Annotated in this window: 24 protein-coding genes; 19 read left to right on the top strand and 5 right to left on the bottom strand. The window is 52.3% G+C overall.

The window, feature by feature from the left end; genetic code table 11:
• Positions 1-19: 19 nt before the first annotated feature.
• Complete coding sequence (locus tag NYR52_RS13190) at positions 20-736, bottom strand: S1C family serine protease (protein ID WP_022736911.1); 717 nt, start codon at positions 734-736, stop codon at positions 20-22.
• A 232-nt stretch (positions 737-968) separates the two neighbouring features.
• Here NYR52_RS13190 and NYR52_RS13185 point away from each other — a divergent pair, with 232 nt between their 5' ends.
• Positions 969-1,541 carry a biotin transporter BioY gene (locus NYR52_RS13185; protein ID WP_022736910.1) on the top strand — a complete coding sequence of 191 codons (573 nt, stop codon included), beginning with the start codon at positions 969-971 and terminating at the stop codon, positions 1,539-1,541.
• A 53-nt stretch (positions 1,542-1,594) separates the two neighbouring features.
• Here NYR52_RS13185 and NYR52_RS13180 read toward each other — a convergent pair whose 3' ends face one another.
• The gene (locus NYR52_RS13180) at positions 1,595-1,975 is read right to left on the bottom strand and encodes a hypothetical protein (RefSeq protein WP_022736909.1); all 381 of its coding nucleotides are present in this window, start codon (positions 1,973-1,975) and stop codon (positions 1,595-1,597) included.
• A gap of 57 nt (positions 1,976-2,032) precedes the next feature.
• Between NYR52_RS13180 and NYR52_RS13175 the strand changes: the two genes are divergently transcribed.
• The 3 genes from NYR52_RS13175 to cobT all read left to right on the top strand — a co-directional run bounded on the left by NYR52_RS13175 (position 2,033) and on the right by cobT (position 4,335).
• Complete coding sequence (locus NYR52_RS13175) at positions 2,033-2,224, top strand: YqgQ family protein (protein ID WP_022736908.1); 192 nt, start codon at positions 2,033-2,035, stop codon at positions 2,222-2,224.
• A gap of 210 nt (positions 2,225-2,434) precedes the next feature.
• Complete coding sequence (locus NYR52_RS13170) at positions 2,435-3,229, top strand: inositol monophosphatase family protein (RefSeq protein WP_259435794.1); 795 nt, start codon at positions 2,435-2,437, stop codon at positions 3,227-3,229.
• A gap of 17 nt (positions 3,230-3,246) precedes the next feature.
• Positions 3,247-4,335 (top strand): nicotinate-nucleotide--dimethylbenzimidazole phosphoribosyltransferase, encoded by a 1,089-nt coding sequence (gene cobT, locus NYR52_RS13165; protein WP_259435793.1) that lies wholly within the window; start codon positions 3,247-3,249, stop codon positions 4,333-4,335.
• 144 nt (positions 4,336-4,479) lie between these two features.
• Here the strand turns inward: cobT and NYR52_RS13160 are convergent, their stop codons facing one another.
• Complete coding sequence (locus tag NYR52_RS13160) at positions 4,480-4,701, bottom strand: hypothetical protein (RefSeq protein ID WP_259435792.1); 222 nt, start codon at positions 4,699-4,701, stop codon at positions 4,480-4,482.
• Between the two features lie 232 nt (positions 4,702-4,933).
• Here NYR52_RS13160 and cobD point away from each other — a divergent pair, with 232 nt between their 5' ends.
• From cobD to cbiB, 6 genes are read left to right on the top strand one after another with little or no spacing between them, the layout of a single operon-like run.
• The gene (cobD, locus tag NYR52_RS13155) at positions 4,934-6,046 is read left to right on the top strand and encodes a threonine-phosphate decarboxylase CobD (RefSeq protein WP_259435791.1); all 1,113 of its coding nucleotides are present in this window, start codon (positions 4,934-4,936) and stop codon (positions 6,044-6,046) included.
• Positions 6,047-6,056: 10 nt separating this feature from the next.
• Positions 6,057-6,605, top strand: coding sequence for a bifunctional adenosylcobinamide kinase/adenosylcobinamide-phosphate guanylyltransferase (cobU, locus tag NYR52_RS13150; protein WP_259435790.1), 549 nt, complete (start codon positions 6,057-6,059; stop codon positions 6,603-6,605).
• Positions 6,602-7,348 (top strand): adenosylcobinamide-GDP ribazoletransferase, encoded by a 747-nt coding sequence (gene cobS, locus NYR52_RS13145; protein ID WP_132222884.1) that lies wholly within the window; start codon positions 6,602-6,604, stop codon positions 7,346-7,348. The genes cobU and cobS overlap by 4 nt, the downstream gene beginning before the upstream one ends.
• Complete coding sequence (locus tag NYR52_RS13140) at positions 7,345-7,950, top strand: histidine phosphatase family protein (protein WP_259435789.1); 606 nt, start codon at positions 7,345-7,347, stop codon at positions 7,948-7,950. Before cobS ends, NYR52_RS13140 begins: the two co-directional genes overlap by 4 nt.
• Before the next feature lie 5 nt (positions 7,951-7,955).
• Positions 7,956-8,645, top strand: coding sequence for an adenosylcobinamide amidohydrolase (locus NYR52_RS13135; RefSeq protein WP_158283386.1), 690 nt, complete (start codon positions 7,956-7,958; stop codon positions 8,643-8,645).
• Between the two features lie 5 nt (positions 8,646-8,650).
• Entirely contained in the window at positions 8,651-9,625 is a 975-nt protein-coding gene (gene cbiB / locus NYR52_RS13130) for an adenosylcobinamide-phosphate synthase CbiB (protein ID WP_259435788.1), read from the top strand.
• A 4-nt stretch (positions 9,626-9,629) separates the two neighbouring features.
• On the opposite strand, the gene NYR52_RS13125 is transcribed toward cbiB, so the two are convergent.
• Positions 9,630-10,034, bottom strand: a complete 405-nt coding sequence (locus tag NYR52_RS13125; protein WP_132222876.1) for a DUF3054 domain-containing protein — start codon at positions 10,032-10,034, stop codon at positions 9,630-9,632.
• Between the two features lie 92 nt (positions 10,035-10,126).
• On the opposite strand from NYR52_RS13125, the gene NYR52_RS13120 reads away from it, so the two are divergent.
• The 3 genes from NYR52_RS13120 to NYR52_RS13110 are packed head-to-tail and all read left to right on the top strand — an operon-like array spanning position 10,127 to position 11,494.
• Positions 10,127-10,822, top strand: coding sequence for a serine/threonine protein kinase (locus NYR52_RS13120; protein ID WP_132222874.1), 696 nt, complete (start codon positions 10,127-10,129; stop codon positions 10,820-10,822).
• 4 nt (positions 10,823-10,826) lie between these two features.
• Entirely contained in the window at positions 10,827-11,249 is a 423-nt protein-coding gene (locus tag NYR52_RS13115) for a CoA-binding protein (RefSeq protein WP_132222872.1), read from the top strand.
• Positions 11,250-11,305: 56 nt separating this feature from the next.
• Positions 11,306-11,494, top strand: coding sequence for a hypothetical protein (locus tag NYR52_RS13110; protein WP_132222870.1), 189 nt, complete (start codon positions 11,306-11,308; stop codon positions 11,492-11,494).
• Positions 11,495-11,637: 143 nt separating this feature from the next.
• Here the strand turns inward: NYR52_RS13110 and NYR52_RS13105 are convergent, their stop codons facing one another.
• Positions 11,638-12,111 (bottom strand): acyl-CoA thioesterase, encoded by a 474-nt coding sequence (locus NYR52_RS13105; RefSeq protein WP_132222868.1) that lies wholly within the window; start codon positions 12,109-12,111, stop codon positions 11,638-11,640.
• A gap of 256 nt (positions 12,112-12,367) precedes the next feature.
• On the opposite strand from NYR52_RS13105, the gene NYR52_RS13100 reads away from it, so the two are divergent.
• The 6 genes from NYR52_RS13100 to NYR52_RS13075 all read left to right on the top strand — a co-directional run bounded on the left by NYR52_RS13100 (position 12,368) and on the right by NYR52_RS13075 (position 16,581).
• Positions 12,368-12,862 carry a DUF3907 family protein gene (locus tag NYR52_RS13100; protein ID WP_158283385.1) on the top strand — a complete coding sequence of 165 codons (495 nt, stop codon included), beginning with the start codon at positions 12,368-12,370 and terminating at the stop codon, positions 12,860-12,862.
• Between the two features lie 55 nt (positions 12,863-12,917).
• Positions 12,918-13,637 carry a tetratricopeptide repeat protein gene (locus tag NYR52_RS13095; RefSeq protein ID WP_022736892.1) on the top strand — a complete coding sequence of 240 codons (720 nt, stop codon included), beginning with the start codon at positions 12,918-12,920 and terminating at the stop codon, positions 13,635-13,637.
• Between the two features lie 315 nt (positions 13,638-13,952).
• Positions 13,953-14,333, top strand: coding sequence for a DUF309 domain-containing protein (locus tag NYR52_RS13090; protein ID WP_158283384.1), 381 nt, complete (start codon positions 13,953-13,955; stop codon positions 14,331-14,333).
• 93 nt (positions 14,334-14,426) lie between these two features.
• Positions 14,427-14,990 (top strand): hypothetical protein, encoded by a 564-nt coding sequence (locus NYR52_RS13085; RefSeq protein ID WP_132222862.1) that lies wholly within the window; start codon positions 14,427-14,429, stop codon positions 14,988-14,990.
• Between the two features lie 40 nt (positions 14,991-15,030).
• Positions 15,031-15,273, top strand: coding sequence for a hypothetical protein (locus NYR52_RS13080; protein ID WP_132222860.1), 243 nt, complete (start codon positions 15,031-15,033; stop codon positions 15,271-15,273).
• Between the two features lie 90 nt (positions 15,274-15,363).
• Positions 15,364-16,581, top strand: coding sequence for an FAD-dependent oxidoreductase (locus NYR52_RS13075; protein WP_259435787.1), 1,218 nt, complete (start codon positions 15,364-15,366; stop codon positions 16,579-16,581).
• The last annotated feature ends 126 nt before the right edge of the window (positions 16,582-16,707 follow it).

The following is a 16,707-nucleotide window of genomic DNA, read 5'->3' as shown; positions in this document are numbered from 1 at the left end:
TGGTTTGTCGCTTTTGCGGTCATGGCAAGAAACGTCGGATGTCAGCCAACACATCTTCAATGGGGATCGCAAACCCCAAGCTCTGTGAGGGAAAAATAATCAGGGTGTTGATGCCGATCACTTCGCCTAAGATGTTGACCAATGGCCCGCCGCTGTTGCCGGGATTGATGGCGGCATCGGTCTGAATGACGTTGTCATAGTGCAAGCCATTGATGTGGAGGGGACGATTTTTGCCGCTGATCACCCCGACGGTGACGCTCTGTTCCAGGCCCATCGGATTGCCCATGGCCAGCACCCATTCTCCCACTTGGGTCGCTTCGGAAGATCCCAAAGTAAGCGACTTTAAAGGCCGCGGTGGTTGAATTTTCAATACAGCAATGTCCTTGTCCGGGTGGGACCAAACCACAGTGGCGGGCAAGATGCGCTTGACTCCGTCCACTTTGACCCGGATTTCCGACGTGCGTTCAATCACATGCTGATTGGTCAAGACATAACCGGACGGATGGATGATGAAACCCGAACCGAATTGGCGCGACCGGTTGACCGGCTTGGCGAGTTCGGGAAACAGCATGCCCAAGACCGCGCTTTGCAGAGAAAGGCCTCTTTGCTCTTCCATGGTTTCAATTGCTACGACACCGCTTTTGATACGGCGGGCGACGGATACAAAGAGATTGGCGGGGTGATGGGCAGCAAGTCGAAATTTGTGCGTGTACGCACGCGGATTATCATGGTTCAAAGAAGGTCACTCCTCAGCACTTGTTGACCTGGATGGGATATCTTATGTTCCGCGCCTGCGCGCTGACAAGGCGCTTGCCCGGAAACAGGCGAATCAATTGGCATGGGGATAGCACACAGAGAGGCGAAGTGAGGTTTGTTTGTAAACGGGAAAAGGTTAATTGGTTGACAATATAAACCGAACGCTATAATCTAAAAATGATTTTATAGTCATTTATTAAGGAGACTGCAAGATGGACAAAAACAGGCAGACCGTGCGTGACATGACATGGATTGCATTGTTCACGGCATTGTTGGCAGTGAGCGGACAATTTCAGATTCCGATAGGACCGGTTCCTATCACCCTGCAACCATTGGTAGTCATGTTGGCAGGCTCTCTCTTAGGCGCCAAGCGGGGCGTTATCAGCATGGCGGTGTTCATTGGCCTCGCCGCGGCCGGGGCACCAGTCATGGCGGGAGGAACAGGCGGGCTGGCTAAGTTGGTCGGGCCGACCGGAGGGTATGTCTTCAGTTGGCTGTTAGCCGTTTGCGTGATTGGTTGGATGGTTCAGAAGATGGCGCGGCATGGGCAGATCGCCTTATGGCAGCTCATCTTGGCCCACTTGGTCGGAGGCGTCGCAGTGGTACATGCGATCGGATTCGCTTGGGTGGTCACGTACTTGAACCTTCCCCTCACCATGGGCACGTTGAGCGCAAGCCTGTTGATTTTCCTGCCTGGCGACATCGCCAAAGCTGTGGTTGGTGCCATTGTGGCGCAAGCGATGTATCGCGCGATTCCCGCGTTGCGTCCCGTGTCGAAGGGATAATCCCATAACAAAAAGCCCCCCCCGTTCCGTCATCAGGCATGGGGGGCTTTTTATTATGGCAACAGCGTTAAGTTGGTCACTTGGCTCAAAAAATGGATAAAACGGCTGTTGAGGGGAATGATCAAGTCCGCGGTATCTTGGGTGAACGCGCCTTGGCGGTTGACCAGATGAAGACGGGCGACGGATAGCTTGTAAAAATCACGGTGCCGATTGGGCTCAAGCCAGCCGACTACCGAGTGGGTTCCGCGCTGGTTGGTTGGCAGGGGATAGGGGACCAGGCCCAAAATGTCATCTAAAAAAATATGGTAGGATAAATGGGGGCGTTGAAAAATCAACTCTTTGGTTGTCAAGGTGGCTCCCCAATGGTTGTGACGTTGTGACAAAATCAATTGACCGGCTAATTGTTTGATGGGAATGAATGATGATCGGTACATGGGGACACACCTTTCATGGTTGAGTTGCAACTATTGTATCATAAGGGAGGGAATCTGATGCGGACGTTCGCGGATGTGCGCAAGCTATTGAAGCAATTCGGAACCGTCATTTACACCGGGGATCATCTCGGCGATTGTGAGTTAATCTTAGATGAATTGCGGGAAATGAAAGCGTATGGGATGATCGACGCGGACACGTACCGGATGGCCGTGATGATAGTAAAAAGCAGCCAACAGCGCCAAGTTTGACCAGGGTATGCTTGGCAAATCAAGTTGATGGGGAAGAAGCGGCGGAAAAACCTTTCCTCGAGGAGCGCCGATGTACAAGTGAAGCGAATGAGAAAATGGTTTTGGAGCCGTTGGCCTATACATCAGTCACGCTATAGTGGGAAAATTTACTCTAGTATGCTGGATACAACGCCGTCAGGCGTGAACGGTTTGTTGACAGGAGGCGATCAAGTGGAGTGGCAACGAGTGGTACAGGAGGCACGCGCGGCTGCCGAAGAATTGGCGGTTGCGGCAGGGAAATTGGCGAAGGAAGCTTTTCTGCAGGACAAGGAGATCGAAGCCAAAGGGGAATATGGTGACATTGTGACGGAGATTGACCGCCAAGCGGAAGAGTGGATTGTGTCTGGCATTAAGAAGCGGTTTCCAAGTCACCGCATCTTGGGTGAGGAGTTTGGCTGGCAAGGTGGGAACGATCCCGACTGGTGCTGGATGATCGATCCGCTGGACGGTACCAACAACTATGCGATCGGATTGCCGGTGTATGCAGTGTGCATCACCTGTTTTTATCGTAATGAGCCCGTATTGGGAGTCATTTATGATTCGCATTTAGAACGGTTGTATGTTGCTGTAAAAGGGGAAGGGGCAACAGTCAACGGCAAACCGCTAACCATCGCACCCCAATCGATCAAGCGCCCCACTGTCGCCTGGGTACAGGGACATCATGTACAGGGGGATGATCGCTCTTTGGCTTTGCGCCACGCCTTGGAACAACGGTGTAAGCGGGTGTTGCGCCTCTGGGCGCCTGGGATCGCTTGGAGTTTGTTGGCACAAGGGCAGATTGATGCCATGGTGGTGTACCGTTCCGGTGGGGTCGACATGTATGCGGGAATGCTATTGGCCCGTGAAGCGGGAGCCGTCACCGTCGATTATGGGGGCAAAGCGTTTGACGGCATCGATCCCGACGCTTCCCTGATCGCCTGTCATCCCGAGCAATTGACAGAGATTATCAAGTTGGTGCGAACATAAAAAAGGGGGGCATCGTGGTGCGTCAGATAAATCACAAACGACTGCATGAAGAGGTGCAGAGACAAGCAAAGCGGCATGTGGACAATTTGACCAAGCCGTTGGGTAGTTTGGGGGCATTAGAACAGGTCTATGTTAGACTAGCCGGCATCACTGGACAATTGCATCCGGATATCGGTCAAAAAGCGATTGTCATCATGTGCGGGGATCATGGCATCGCGGAAGAAGGGGTGAGTGCCTATCCGCAGGCCGTGACTGGATTGATGATACATAATTTCGCCAAAGGCAAAGCCGCAATCAACGTGCTAGCTCGCCAGCATGGAGCAGAGGTAAGAGTGGTTGATGTCGGGAGTTTGTTGGATGACGTGCCGATTCCCGTAGTGGACAGACGGGTGCGCAAGAGCACTGCCAATTTCACGGTTGCTCCGGCGATGAGCCTAGATGAAGCGGAGCAAGCCATTCAGGCCGGGGTGGACGTTGTTCGCCAATTGAAGGCAGAAGGAACGCGCTTGCTGGCTGTAGGTGAGATGGGTATCGGCAATACGACTTCGGGGGCAGCTTTGACCGCAGCGCTCACCGGGTTGGAGGTGGAGCACCTAACCGGCCGCGGCACGGGGGTCTCTGACGAAAGCTTGTCTAAAAAGCAACAGGCGATCAAACAGGCGCTTGCCACTCATCGCCCCGACCCTCGTCGTCCGCTCGACGTGTTGGCTCAACTGGGTGGCTTGGAAATTGCGGGCATGGTAGGGTGCTATTTGGGGGCGGCGCAAGAGGGATTGCCGGCGGTGATGGATGGTTTGATTTCCACCGCCGCCGCCCTTGTTGCCGTAAGATTAGAACCGATGGTCAAAGATGTGTTGTTTGCTTCCCATTTGTCGGTGGAACCGGCTCATGCCGTACTGTTGCAAGAGCTGGGTTTGGAGCCACTCATTGCGGCCGGCATGCGGTTGGGAGAAGCGAGCGGCGCAGCGCTCAGCTTTCCGCTGTTTGATTCAGCTGTGAGATTGGCCAGAGAAATGGCCACCTTCGCCGATCTGGGTTTGCCTGAACCAAATTCGTCACTTGGTGAAATAGAGCAGGGCGAAGAACAGGGTACCAATCAGCCATAGCCACCATAACTCCACGCATTGTATCAGCAACAGCTTGGAGGCGGGAAGTGGGATGGCGGGATTTTGCCGATAGATCACAACCCAGTATCCGTCATTTACCGCATGGATGTCATGTTGCCATTCATCCTCGTGTTTTGAGGTGAGTCATGCATCCATGCTTTCTTCCATGCCCCGATGAAAGAAGCGGGCGCGGGTGAGCAGGCGGTGGGTAGGATCATGGATCAAATGGGCGAAATAACCCGTTTCCAACTCGGTGAGGGTGGCAATGGCATAGCCGCGGTTGAAATGTTCGTTTAACCAATCTTCTTTCTCACGAATTTCTTCTTTGGTGAAGAAACGTGAACGAAAGTGCACGTTGTCAGCCATAGGCATTCTCCTGACGATGAAAAGGTGTCTTTGTTGATCTTATTCGAAGACAAGCGTCATTTTAAAGAGGTTTTATAAAAAAGCGCATTCTTTCCACGGTGAGAGTGCGCTTTTTTGCAAATGGGGCTGAGCGTGCCCGTCTGGCGTGTTATGATGAAATGGCAGACTTTGAAAAGGTCACCGCAAGGTTAAAAAGGGGTTAATGAAGGGAAAAGAGAAGGGAAGGACAGAGATGATGATCGAACGTTTTGGGCACGGCGGGGATCTGGCCACAGCCCAAGCGATGTTCTCAATCGAAGAAAATGCATGGCTTGATTTCAGTTCAAACATATATCCTTACGGCCCTCCATCCAGTGTGTTGGATGTGTTAAATCAGGCGCTTAGAGAGCCTGGGGTCCCTGTGTTAAGCCGTTATCCCGATCCGGACGCTCGGGTGTTGCGGCGGATGATCGCCCAGTTTCACGAAATGGATGACGAGGGGGTGATCGTGGGCAATGGAGCGGCGGAACTCATCGATTTGTTGGTGCAGACCTTGTCGCCACAGAAGGTCGGCGTGATTCAGCCCGCTTTTGCCGAATATGCGGACAGTGCCACAAAGCGGGGAATACCCGTGCATTCCATTCACACCTGCTGGGAAGAAGGGTTTCTGCCGGAGCCGTCCGCGGTGGAGGCATTGATGAAGGAAGTGGATGCGCTCTTTGTAGGGACGCCGAACAATCCCACCGGCCATCTGCTCCCCGCCGGACTAATGGAGCAGATGGCGGCATGGGCGAAGCGGTGGCAGACTTGGTTGATTGTGGATGAGGCGTTTCTCGATTTCGTGGCCGATGGGGAAGAATGTTCGGCATTGCGGTTGATTTCTGCCCATCCACAGGTGATGGTGTTACGCTCATTGACAAAATTCTTCGCATTGCCCGGCCTGCGGTTGGGATATGTAATGGCTGTTCCCGAAGTCGCCGCGCGGTTGCGCTTGATGCGGACGCCATGGAATGTGAATGGTTTGGCGCAGATGGCGGGCGAAGAGGTGATGCGCCCGGAAGTGTATCGTGCGCATGCGTTGGCGGTGCGTCGCTGGCTTGAGCCGGAGCGCGCGCGGATGATTGGAGAATTGGCTCAGTTTTCGGAAATGGCGTTTTTCCCAAGCGAAGCCAACTATCTGTTGGGAAGGGTTAACGGCGGCAAGATGGACGCGCGGCAACTTCAATACGCCTGCGCCAGTCAAGGTGTCCTGATCCGGAGTTGCGCCAATTATCCAGCATTGGGGGACGATTATTTCCGTATTGCCATCAAAAGACCGGAAGAGAATGACCGGCTGCTCGCTGTATTGCGGTCATGTATGGATTGAGGAGGAAACGATGGGAATTCGATTGGTAACGGGCGGCGTGCGTTCTGGCAAAAGCCGTTTCGCCGAATCGTTGTGTGTGAAAGAGGGGAAACCGGTCGTCTATTTGGCAACAAGCCAAGTGATGGACGATGAGATGAAGGCACGTGTGATAGCCCATCAGCGGCAACGGCCTAAAGAGTGGGAAGTGAAGGAGGAAGCGTTTGATTTGGCAGGAGTGATCGCAGAGATCCCCACGGGTAGCGTACTGTTGGTTGACAGCCTTACGGCTTGGGTCAGCAATCTGTTAATGAGAGAACCTCTCGCGGAAGGGGAAGATCCTTCTCGTTGGCGCTCTCGGAGGCTGACGCAGGTAGAATCGCATGCGCATGCGTGGCTTGACTGTCTGGCGGCGCGAGATGCGGTGATCGTGACTGATGAGGTAGGTTTAGGCGGTGTGGCGATGCATCCGATTAGCCGGTGTTTCCAAGATGCGCTCGGCTGGGTGAATCAGCAAGTGGCACTACGGGCGGATGAAGTGTGGTTTGTGGTATCTGGTGTGCCGTGGAGAGTGAAAGGATGAGCGGTTTTGCACATGCAGTTGCGTTTTTGACCCGTTTGCCCATGCCGCGGCGATGGTTGTTGGGAGATTATCGGACCAGTCCGATGTGGTATCCCGTGGTGGGGGCGTTATTGGGTTTGTTGTTGGTCTGTTTCGATTGGCTAGTGGCCCAATGGTTCCCGCAGATGGTGCGCGCGGTGCTGGATGTGGGATGTTTGGTTTATCTCACTGGCGGATTACATTTGGATGGGCTGATGGATACTGCCGATGGGTTTGGGGCCAATCGTGATCCCGAGCGCACACGACAAATCATGAAAGATCCGCGTGTCGGAGCGATGGGCGTGTTAGCCGGCGTTCTCGCTCTGTTGTTAAAAACGGCCACCTTGTATTATCTCTTGCAGTCCCATGTTTGGAACGGAGCTTTTGCTTGGGCTAGTTCGGTGATGCTCGCGCGCTTTGCGGCCGTTGTGGCGATTTTCGTGTTTCCTTATGCCCAAGCGCAAGGATTGGGAAGTGGCTTGAAAGAATCCTTAACTTTGCGGCGCATGAATATGGCCAGTTTTTTCACCATTCTCCCCCTGATCTGGTGGTGGGAGTGGGAAGGCATCGTCTTGTTGGGCATTGTGTTCGTTTGGACTTGGTACCTCGGCAAAACGGCGGTTCGCCGGTTGGGAGGTTGCACGGGCGATATATACGGGGCTTTGATTGAAGGGGCTGAAATCGTTGCCTTGCTCTTTTTTACGTTGGGGGTGAAACTGGCATGAAATGGATTTGGATTCGGCATGGGGAAACGAAAGCTAATCGCGACAAAAGGTACTGCGGACAACTGGATGAACCGTTGACGGAGGTTGGCAAGAAACAAGCGCTGCTGCTGTCCAACCAATTGGCGGATTTGAAGCTGGATGCCATCTATGCCAGCGATCTGCAACGATGTGCCGAAACAGCACAAGCCATCAAAGAGGCTCACCCGTCACTTTCCATCCGTTTCACGCCGGCACTGCGCGAGTGCTCTTTTGGCGCTTGGGAAGGGCGAACTTATGATGAGCTGATGGGCACTGATCCCGAACATGTAGGCAAATGGCTGGAAAATCCATTTTTTCATGCTCCTCCAGCCGGTGAAACCCTACGTGACCTGGATCAGCGCTTGATGGCATGGGTTAGGCAGGTGATCAAGCGGCATCGAGGGGAGACGGTTTGCGTTGTGACGCATGGTGGGCCGATGCGATGGTTTTGGGCACGGATGATTCGCCGCGATTGGGAGTCTTTTTGGGAGCCGGAGTTGCAGACGGGTCAAGGCTGGCTGGTAGAACGTATTGGAACGGAGTGGCAAGTCGTGAGGAAGTTTGGGGAAGAACGGGAGGAGTGAGTGGGATGTTGCCACAGGAAAGCCGGCTGACAGTGCAATGGGACGCAGAAATGATTCAGCTGGTCGCAGCAAAGCCCCTCACTTGCCTGAGCAGTGCGGTGGTTGGCGGAGGTGTGCAACAGGCGGTGCGCATCATCAATCGCCATGTAGATAAACAATATGACGCGCTTGATCCCACGAAGGAGATCAACGAATGGTTGGCTACGCGGGGCATACCGCGAGAAGGAACAGTTGTATTGCTGACCGCGGCTGATTTGACATTGGGCAGTGAACAAACAGCGGAGACACCGACATTTAGCTTGAGGACATGGGTGACGGCTGGGATCGGGAATGCAGCGCGAGCCGGGCAGAAGGGACCCACATTCAGGGAGCCCTCTTTTGGCATGCCTGGTACAATCAATATTTTGTTGTTGATTGAGGGAGCCGTCGCTCCAGCCGCGCTGGTAGGCGGGGTGATCACGGCCACAGAAGCGAAAGCGGCGGCATTAGCCGATTTGGGAGTGACAGATTGCAAAGGGCTGGTGGCGACAGGGACGACGACCGACGCAGTGGTTATCGCCGCTACGGGGAATATCCGGGGTGGAGTTATCCATCCGTATGCCGGCACCCTGAGTCCGCTTGGGCAAGCGATTGCGCGGACAGTGTATGCGGGAGTTACAGAAGCGGTGGAAAACGAACGGCGCAGAAAGCGGTGAGGAAGATGGATTGGGGTTTAATCATATTGTTCGCTTGCCTGCTGGATGTGATGTGCGGAGATCCGCGATGGCTGCCCCATCCAGTAGTGGGGATGGGGAAAGTGATTTCCTGGATGGACCGAGGGATTGGCCGGTGGCTGGAGAAGAAAGGTTGGTCTAATGAGACTCACCGTGTCCCCATTCGTTGGCTGGGGCTCAGTTTCCCTATCGTGGTTGTCGGTGGCGTCTGGATGGTTTGCGCGGGATTGGTGCATCTGGCCTATGATTGGCAACCGCTGGCTGGAGGGATGCTGGAAGCGATGATGATTTGGCTGGCGATTGCACCTCGAGGATTGGCTGAAGCAGGGTTGAACATATACCGCGCGCTTAACAAGCAGGAACTGGAGGAAGCGAGGCGCCAGCTGGCGATGGTCGTCAGCAGGCAAACGGAAGGGTTGGATGAAGGAGAGGTGGTGCGCGGGGGAGTGGAAACCGTCGCCGAAAATCTGGTCGACGCCATCGTGGCACCGCTGTTTTTTGCGGCCATCGGAGGGGCGCCTCTGGCGATGGCGTATCGGGCGGTGAATACGCTGGATGCGATGGTGGGTTACCGCTCTGAACGTTATCTTCATCTGGGGACAGCTTCGGCCCGCTTGGATGACTTGTGTAACTTTATCCCCGCCCGCCTGACAATCGGGGTTTTGCTATTGGTGTTTTGGATCATGCGCTTAGATGTGAGACAGGCTTGGCGCACTTACCGTCGCGATGCCCATCTTCATCCCAGCCCCAACAGCGGAATACCCGAGTCTTTGGTTGCGGGAGCACTCCATATCCAATTGGGTGGGGTAAATGTTTACCATGGGCGCCTGTCAGAACGGGCGCGGCTGGGAGACCCGATCGAACCGCGCCAGGCCAAGCATCTGTTGCAAACAGTGCGTGTGATGTGGTGGGCGACCGGGGTGTGGGTGGCTATCCTGGTCGGGGTCAGTGCATTGGTTTAACTCTTTATTGACCTGGTTTGACCACCCAGCGCCGGACAACCCAGCACCATCCCAACCGCCACAGCGAGAAAGCGACCAACATGAAGAGGGCGGTGATGCACAGAAACAGCCAGTCAAAAGGGCGATTCAGATACCAAGCCCTGAGCGCGGTTCCCAAGCAAGTGCTGATCAGAACCGCGCCGCACAACTGGAGCCAACCCGACAGTAGCGGTTGACGATGCGGAGCGCGATAAAGCCCCATAGAGAATGCGACCATGAACCAGGCGATGAGGAAGGGAGCGGCCGTAGTCAACACCGACGGCACATCCAACGGCATCTGGTGAGTGACGCGCCCTTGCCATGAAAAATAGATAAACAAGAAGCTATCCCCAAGCAAAAGAGATGCCAATAACTTATAACATTGGCGCATGTTCTTCACTCCAATCGGGAAAATACTGTCTATAGAATAATAGAAATCTTTGATTCGGTACAGGGGCACACTCAATCACAGGAGGATCCGGAATGGATGACAAGCTTGATGCAAGCTTAAAGGAAATCATCGTTCATGCGAATGACCGAAATGAATTAGTGGATGTGAAATATATCCCATCACCCTTGCGCTTGATCGGCGTTGGTACGGATGCGGTGGTCGTCCAGCATCCCGACTACCCTGACCTGGTGTTCAAATGTTACGCGCCAGATCGGCTCGCCAAAAAAGAACAGGAAAAACAAGTGTATGAACGCTTGGGAAACTCGCCGTACTTCGCTCGCTTACGTGGGAGTGGAACCAATTACTTGGCGTTGAGTTATGAACAGGGTCCCACGCTGTACCAATGTTTGGAGCGGGGAATCACCATCCCAGAGCAAGTGATCGAGCAAGTGGAAGAAGCGCGCCGATTTGCAAGGAGCAAGGGGCTCAATCCGAGGGACATTCATTTGAAAAACGTGATTCTGCAAGGAAATAAGGCCAAGGTGATTGATGTCTCTGAATACTTGAACCCCGGCGATGACAAGAGATGGGATCATCTTGTTGAGGGATATAATGCGTTTTACAGTTTAATCAAGGGAAAAAAACTGCCCATTTGGTTGATTGAGATGGTGAAACATATTTATTTGCAACAACAGGACGGACCTTTTCATTTGCAAGAATTCGGCAAAAAAATCATGCAACGGTTCGGTCTGGGACTAACCAATCACGATCGGAATGAAGGAGGATAATCATATGTTTCAAAATCCAACGGATCAGGAAAGAAAAGAATTGCTGGCAACTGCCAAAAATATTGCCGTCGTCGGTTGTTCCAACAATCCGGAGCGAACCAGTTATCTGATTGCGGAAGCATTGCAAAAAGCTGGTTATCGTATTTTTCCGGTGAACCCCAATCTGACAGAACCGGTTCTCGGGGAACGTCCCTACGCTTCCTTGGATGAGATTGCTGAACCGATTGACATTGTGGATGTGTTCCGGCGGAGCGAGGCGGTTTTGCCCGTGGTGGAAGAGGCGGTTAAGGTGAAACCGCGCGCAATCTGGATGCAGTCAGGCGTGGTGAATGAGGAAGCAGCCCGCTTGGCGCAAGAGCATGGCATCATGGTGGTCATGGATCGTTGCATCAAAGTGGATCACGCGATCTTGCTCGGCGGAAAATAGGTGTGGATGGTGGGAGGGCTGCAAGCGGATAAACATCACAGCAAGAGGTGAGGCGAATGCAAGCAATAACCTTGTCCCGCTTGGTGTTGGACCGGATGCCCGAAATACATGAGCTGTTGACGGAAACAGAAAAAGAAGCACAAATCCTCATCTATGGTGAAGTGTCAGCATTAAAAGAAGAAGAGATTTATTACATTGTCGCTGAAACGATTGCAAAAAAGCGCATGTGCTTATATTACCACTAGGGGCATGTCTGGTGAATGGCTAATAAAGCAAAGCACCAGAGAACATAAGGACGATTTGTAATGAAATGATCTGGTCTCTCATGAGGCCTCTTTTTTTCCTCCCCGCACGCCTTGAAGGTGCGGGGAGTGTTGGTTGTGGCGGATTAAGGCTGCTCTTTTTCAAAGGAGCGAATCAATTCTTTCGCCTGTTCAGGCAAAGGCTGGCTTTTGCCAGTCGCGGGATTGACATAAACCACTGTGCCGCGTCCGATGGCTGCGATGATTTCTTCCTCTGTCAAAAATAAAGCGTATTCAATATCTAAGCTGCTTGTTCCAATACGACTGACGCGAACACCTAGGCGCACATCTTTGCCGAAATGAATTTCTCGCAGATATTGGCATTCTAGATTGGCCGTGACAATATATCCGCCCGGCTCTGTCGGGGACTGCAATAGATAACGGGTCAGACCCAATTTTTCCAGATAAGCGATCCTGCCATGCTCGAAATAGCTGAAGTAGCTCACATTATTGATATGCCCCAACATGTCGGTATCGGAGAAGCGGACCTGGATCGGAGTGAAGAAGCGGAATTGTGTGCTCCATTGGGCCAAGTCGGTGGGTGGCCAAGCTGTGTTCATATGCCATTCCTCCAGTGGGATTTAAACTAGGTGTGTCTGGCAAGTCGCGTTGACGCATATCATAAGGATCAGACACGCCTTGGTTTCGGTAAATTCTTGTTTCGTTATATGAATTCCTTCTAAGGTCCTAGTCTTTTTCTCTCTTCTTATTTTTAAAATATCTAAATTGATTGCAGAAATGAAATGGGCCATATGATATACTAAAAGTGGAAATTTAACATGGGCGTAGTTTGTCGCAACAGGGGGTTGTTTCATCGTGCCAGCTGAGCAAACCAAAGAGCTGTGCATTCTGGTGAAGGAACATTTGAAAGAGGCCAAGACACAACTGAACGAGTTTTTGGATTATACCGCCTTGCCGCAGCTGACGAGTGAGTTCGCACCAGCAACCAAAGAGCAGGAAGCGTACGTTCGGGAGTTTTTGCATGATTTGCGCTATCTGAGTGTCGCCTGCGAACGGGGCTATGAACAGGTAAGCCGGGTGTTGCGTCGTGCTGATTTTCATCAGGAGCTTGCGGAAAAAGCGTTGCGTAACATCGCCCATACTTGTGTTCATTTCTTCTATCATCCCCAAAACGAAGTGTATTGGGAAAACAGCCGATATAGTTATACACGGGGTGACAGCATTATTTTTCGGCAGACGCCGCCGACCATGTTGCGCCGCGTTACGCTCTCATTGTCGGGATTATTCACCACATTGCGGGATGAGCTGGACTGTTACGAGACGGACGATGTGACCCGCATGCGTCTGTGATCGCGATCAGGTAGCTGCGCTTAGGATTTTATATTAGATAAAGGGGGAGAGAAACGTGGCCGGACCCATTATCGAGTTGGATTTCGCAAGGGAGGCACAAGGGAAGCGGTATATATCGGGGAGCTACCGCCGCAATCGGGCAAAGCTGGAACGCATGATCAAGGAGGAGCCTCAAGCGGAGTATTTTTTGATGTTGGCTGTGCTGGAGGTCAGAAAGCAATATTGGAGCCGGGCGCATCAGGCTGTGGAAAACGCGCTCGCCCTCGCACCAGATCACAAAGAAGCGCATCTACTGTATGCGCAAATATTGGAAGCCCAACAGGAGCTGACGGAAGCGGGCCGGTCTTATCAAGCGATTTTGCACCGGTTTCCCCACTTCAGCAGGGGGTATCGGGAGTATGCCCGTTATTTGATGACCCATACCGATTGTATCACCATGGCACAAAACTTGTTGTTGCGGGGGCTGGAGTTGGAGCCTACCGACGCGCTGAGCCATATTTTGATTGCGGAGATTTGTTTGTTGCGCGGCAAAACGGGACAGGCGCTGTTGCACTTTGAATTGGCGCAGCAATATTATATGGAGCACCCCCGCTACCATCTGGGGAAAGCCCGATTGTTCATGGAGATGGAGCGCTATGAGGAAGCGGCCAAGCATCTCAAAATGGCAATGCGCCTCGATCCGAAGAATAAAGTGCTGCGAAATCAATTCGCGCAGGTGCTGAAAGCGACCAACACGCCGAAAATCTTTATGTTTTGGAAGCGTTGGGTGATTTGAAAAGAAGGGCAAAATTGAAAAAGTTTGAAAACAACCCTCGACACCATATCGACAAAATTCGCGGAGCGTGATAAAATGGTTCCTGTAAGTAAGGTTGACCTTCTTGCTTACGCTACCACGCTTCTTTTAACTCCTTAATCTTGACCCTCTTTCATGTGACCAGGAACGGAACCTGGTCTTTTTTCTTTGCCTTTTTTAGGCAAGGTTTCCTTGATAGGGCAAGTTCATATAAAATGAAATCGGATGAATGAAATTTTCCTTCGCCGGGAAAAGCGAAGTCTCCCGCGCGTTTGGAGAGAGGAAAGGGAGTTGGCGATGTACCACACCAATTATCTCAGTTTCTTCCGCCATTATCACGCCGAAGAATATTGGGAAGCGCATGAAGTGTTGGAGGAGCTTTGGCAAACACAGCGGGACAATGATTTTTATCACGGACTGATCCAGATTGCGGCGATCATGCACCAACTAAAGCGTGGTAAAGTGCGGGGAGCGCGTAAATTGGCCACAAGCGCCTATCGCTATCTGTCGCCTTTCCGCCCTGAACGCGACGGAGTAGATGTGGAGGCGTTGCTGGTGTGGCTGGCCTTGTGCTTAGAGCGTTTGCCGGAAGGTCAAGCGGTCATGGCGTTGCCAGATTTGGAGCAACTGTTGATTCCCGTTGGGCCACTCCCTCGGTTGCATGAGATGGGATTTTAAGTTTGAAACATAATATCCTCCCTTCCAGACTACATAATATATATAGAAAAATATTGTTCACAGGATGAAAGTGAGGGGAGGGGCAGAATAGATATGAAAGGGCGTCGCTGGACAGAAGAGGAAGACCAACTGTTGCGTGAGTTTGCGTTAACGGCAATCGAAAGTGGCAAAACGCAGATCGAAGCGTTTGAGGAAGTAGGCCGCAAATTGAACCGAACACCAGGAGCCTGCGGTTTTCGCTGGAACGCCGTGCTTAGGCAACAAGACTTGAAGGCCTATGCCGACGCGAAGAAAAAGCGTGTGTATAGACAATTAAAAAAGAAAAAAGGGGATCAATTGGAGTCGTTAACGCAAGTGATTCCGCTCATCAAAGAGCTGGATCGGGAAGGACGCCGGGCCAAGGATGAGGTCAAACGGTTGACCAAACAGTTGGCTGACGCGGAGAAAGCATTGCGCGAGCTTGAATCGGAGAATAGTAAACTAAAAGAAGAGCGGAAATCCTACGATTGGTATGAAAACGAAGTGAAAGACAAATACCAAGATCTTTTGCGGATGTTGCAATCGATAAGAAAACAAGCGGAGCTACCGGAGCTTGTCATTAAAAATGAGGAAGCACAACAGGTAAATGCGGATAGCGGAATAGGGGAATCATCATAAGATAAAGTAGCAGCCAATGGGGAGAAAGAGGTGGCGAATATTGCCTAATCCAAGCAAGTCCGCCCGTGAACTCAGCCATGTCCGCATATCCCAACTGGAAGAGCAAGTGGAACAGATGGGGCAACAAATGAAACGGTTGGCCCAGGAAAATCGCAAATTAAAACAGGATTTGCGTTTTTTTGAAGTGATGTTGATTGAACAATATCACATGTTGCTCCATCTGCTTGGCAAAGACCAAAGTAAATGCTTGATCCAATCGGTTGCGCCTTATCATGAAATTTAGCGAGCCAGGAATTTCCCGTGGCTCGTTTTTGTTTCGCCCTTTTCTTCACAAATGATTTGATAGCGTTTTAAAATGAAAGGGCGAGGCTGGATGAAAGGGACGAAAGAAATGAAGCGATATCAACTCATTGTGATTGGTGGCGGAAGATTGGGCTCAGTCATTGCCGGCCAAGCGGCCACCTGGGGTGCCCATGTGGCTTTGCTGGACCCGGGCGGCGAGGGAGAAGAGGACTTTTTCGCCTACGAGGGCATGGTGGATGTGTACAAGGGGAATGTGCGCTTTCTTACAGAACATGAAGTAGAAGTGGCTGGACAGGTGCGATTAGCGGCTAAGGCATTCATCATCGCTTTGGAACACGTCCGGGAGGTTCCGGAGCCCGCAAGTGTAGCCACAACCGGGGAAGTGGCAGAAGAGCCCGGTTGGAGTCAGCCGCCAACCAAAAAATGGGTTGTGCTGGGCGGAACGGCGCATGGAATCGAATGGGCCCAAGCTCTTGCCCGTCAAGGGGCCCAGGTGACGGTGGTCGAAACAGGAGCCCGCTTGTTGCCAGACTATGATCCGGAGTGCCTGTCCATTTTGGAAGCATCGTTGCGGCAAGAAGGAGTCAGAGTGCGGTGCCACACCCAAGTGGTGAGAGTGGTGCAACGCGCTAACAAAAAGATCATCCAGTTGCAGTTTGACGGTTTGGTTGAAGCCTTGGAAACGGATGAAATCGTATCGGCGGATGTGTCTTTACCCCAAGTGTCCAGTCTGGGATTGGCGGAATTGGGGTTGACCTACAAAGAGGGAGGGGTGGTTACGGACTCGTGGATGCGGACTTCCTGCTCCCATATTTATGCTGTTGGGACGCTAGTCCATGGGCGTCCCGATTGTGGTGTTTGGCTGGAAGAAGTCAGGCGTGTGACGATGAATGCTCTTTTGGGCACCAAGCACCGAATCGATTACTCCATTGCTCCCCGAATCGTCAAGACTGATCCCCCCTTAGTGGCAGTGGGGATGAGTGAGGAACAAGTGCAGCAAGTGGATGATGGTGCTCAGGTATGGCGTGAGCAGCGAATGACGGGCCTCATCAAGCTGATCACTCGCCGAGATGGGGAGATTGCAGGAATCCATGCGGTAGGGACGGAAGTGGACGGCCCGGTGGAGGCATTGCGCCAAGCCAAGCGGAACCGTGTATATGTAGATCGTCCAGAGCGCTTTCATCAGTTGTTGCAACAAAAGCGGACAAGTTTGTTCCATTCGTTGCCCGTTTGGTGGGGGGACTGGGTGGACAAAGGGATACGCGCCTATGTGCGTTTGCGCAGATAATGAAGAGCGCCCTCTGATTAGAGGGCGCTGAGAATGTTGACAAACCCTGCGAATCAACTTTGTTGATCGCAGGGTTTTTGTATATAAAAGGGATATAAACAATTAATGGATGAATATCAACCCATA

The sequence above is a fragment of the Laceyella sacchari genome (assembly GCF_024927925.1).
In the GTDB taxonomy this organism is placed as follows: domain Bacteria; phylum Bacillota; class Bacilli; order Thermoactinomycetales; family Thermoactinomycetaceae; genus Laceyella; species Laceyella sacchari.
This window is presented reverse-complemented; position numbering and strand designations above follow the sequence as displayed.

Excerpts from the sequence above, each read along its gene's own strand:
- NYR52_RS13185 (WP_022736910.1), top strand. The coding sequence starts at position 969 with ATGGACAAAAACAGGCAGACCGTGCGTGACATGACATGGATTGCATTG.
- NYR52_RS13180 (WP_022736909.1), bottom strand. The coding sequence starts at position 1,975 with ATGTACCGATCATCATTCATTCCCATCAAACAATTAGCCGGTCAATTG.
- NYR52_RS13175 (WP_022736908.1), top strand. The coding sequence starts at position 2,033 with ATGCGGACGTTCGCGGATGTGCGCAAGCTATTGAAGCAATTCGGAACC.
- NYR52_RS13160 (WP_259435792.1), bottom strand. The coding sequence starts at position 4,701 with ATGGCTGACAACGTGCACTTTCGTTCACGTTTCTTCACCAAAGAAGAA.
- cobD (WP_259435791.1), top strand. The coding sequence starts at position 4,934 with ATGATGATCGAACGTTTTGGGCACGGCGGGGATCTGGCCACAGCCCAA.
- cobU (WP_259435790.1), top strand. The coding sequence starts at position 6,057 with ATGGGAATTCGATTGGTAACGGGCGGCGTGCGTTCTGGCAAAAGCCGT.
- cobS (WP_132222884.1), top strand. The coding sequence starts at position 6,602 with ATGAGCGGTTTTGCACATGCAGTTGCGTTTTTGACCCGTTTGCCCATG.
- NYR52_RS13140 (WP_259435789.1), top strand. The coding sequence starts at position 7,345 with ATGAAATGGATTTGGATTCGGCATGGGGAAACGAAAGCTAATCGCGAC.
- NYR52_RS13135 (WP_158283386.1), top strand. The coding sequence starts at position 7,956 with ATGTTGCCACAGGAAAGCCGGCTGACAGTGCAATGGGACGCAGAAATG.
- cbiB (WP_259435788.1), top strand. The coding sequence starts at position 8,651 with ATGGATTGGGGTTTAATCATATTGTTCGCTTGCCTGCTGGATGTGATG.
- NYR52_RS13125 (WP_132222876.1), bottom strand. The coding sequence starts at position 10,034 with ATGCGCCAATGTTATAAGTTATTGGCATCTCTTTTGCTTGGGGATAGC.
- NYR52_RS13120 (WP_132222874.1), top strand. The coding sequence starts at position 10,127 with ATGGATGACAAGCTTGATGCAAGCTTAAAGGAAATCATCGTTCATGCG.
- NYR52_RS13115 (WP_132222872.1), top strand. The coding sequence starts at position 10,827 with ATGTTTCAAAATCCAACGGATCAGGAAAGAAAAGAATTGCTGGCAACT.
- NYR52_RS13110 (WP_132222870.1), top strand. The coding sequence starts at position 11,306 with ATGCAAGCAATAACCTTGTCCCGCTTGGTGTTGGACCGGATGCCCGAA.
- NYR52_RS13105 (WP_132222868.1), bottom strand. The coding sequence starts at position 12,111 with ATGAACACAGCTTGGCCACCCACCGACTTGGCCCAATGGAGCACACAA.
- NYR52_RS13090 (WP_158283384.1), top strand. The coding sequence starts at position 13,953 with ATGTACCACACCAATTATCTCAGTTTCTTCCGCCATTATCACGCCGAA.
- NYR52_RS13085 (WP_132222862.1), top strand. The coding sequence starts at position 14,427 with ATGAAAGGGCGTCGCTGGACAGAAGAGGAAGACCAACTGTTGCGTGAG.
- NYR52_RS13075 (WP_259435787.1), top strand. The coding sequence starts at position 15,364 with ATGAAAGGGACGAAAGAAATGAAGCGATATCAACTCATTGTGATTGGT.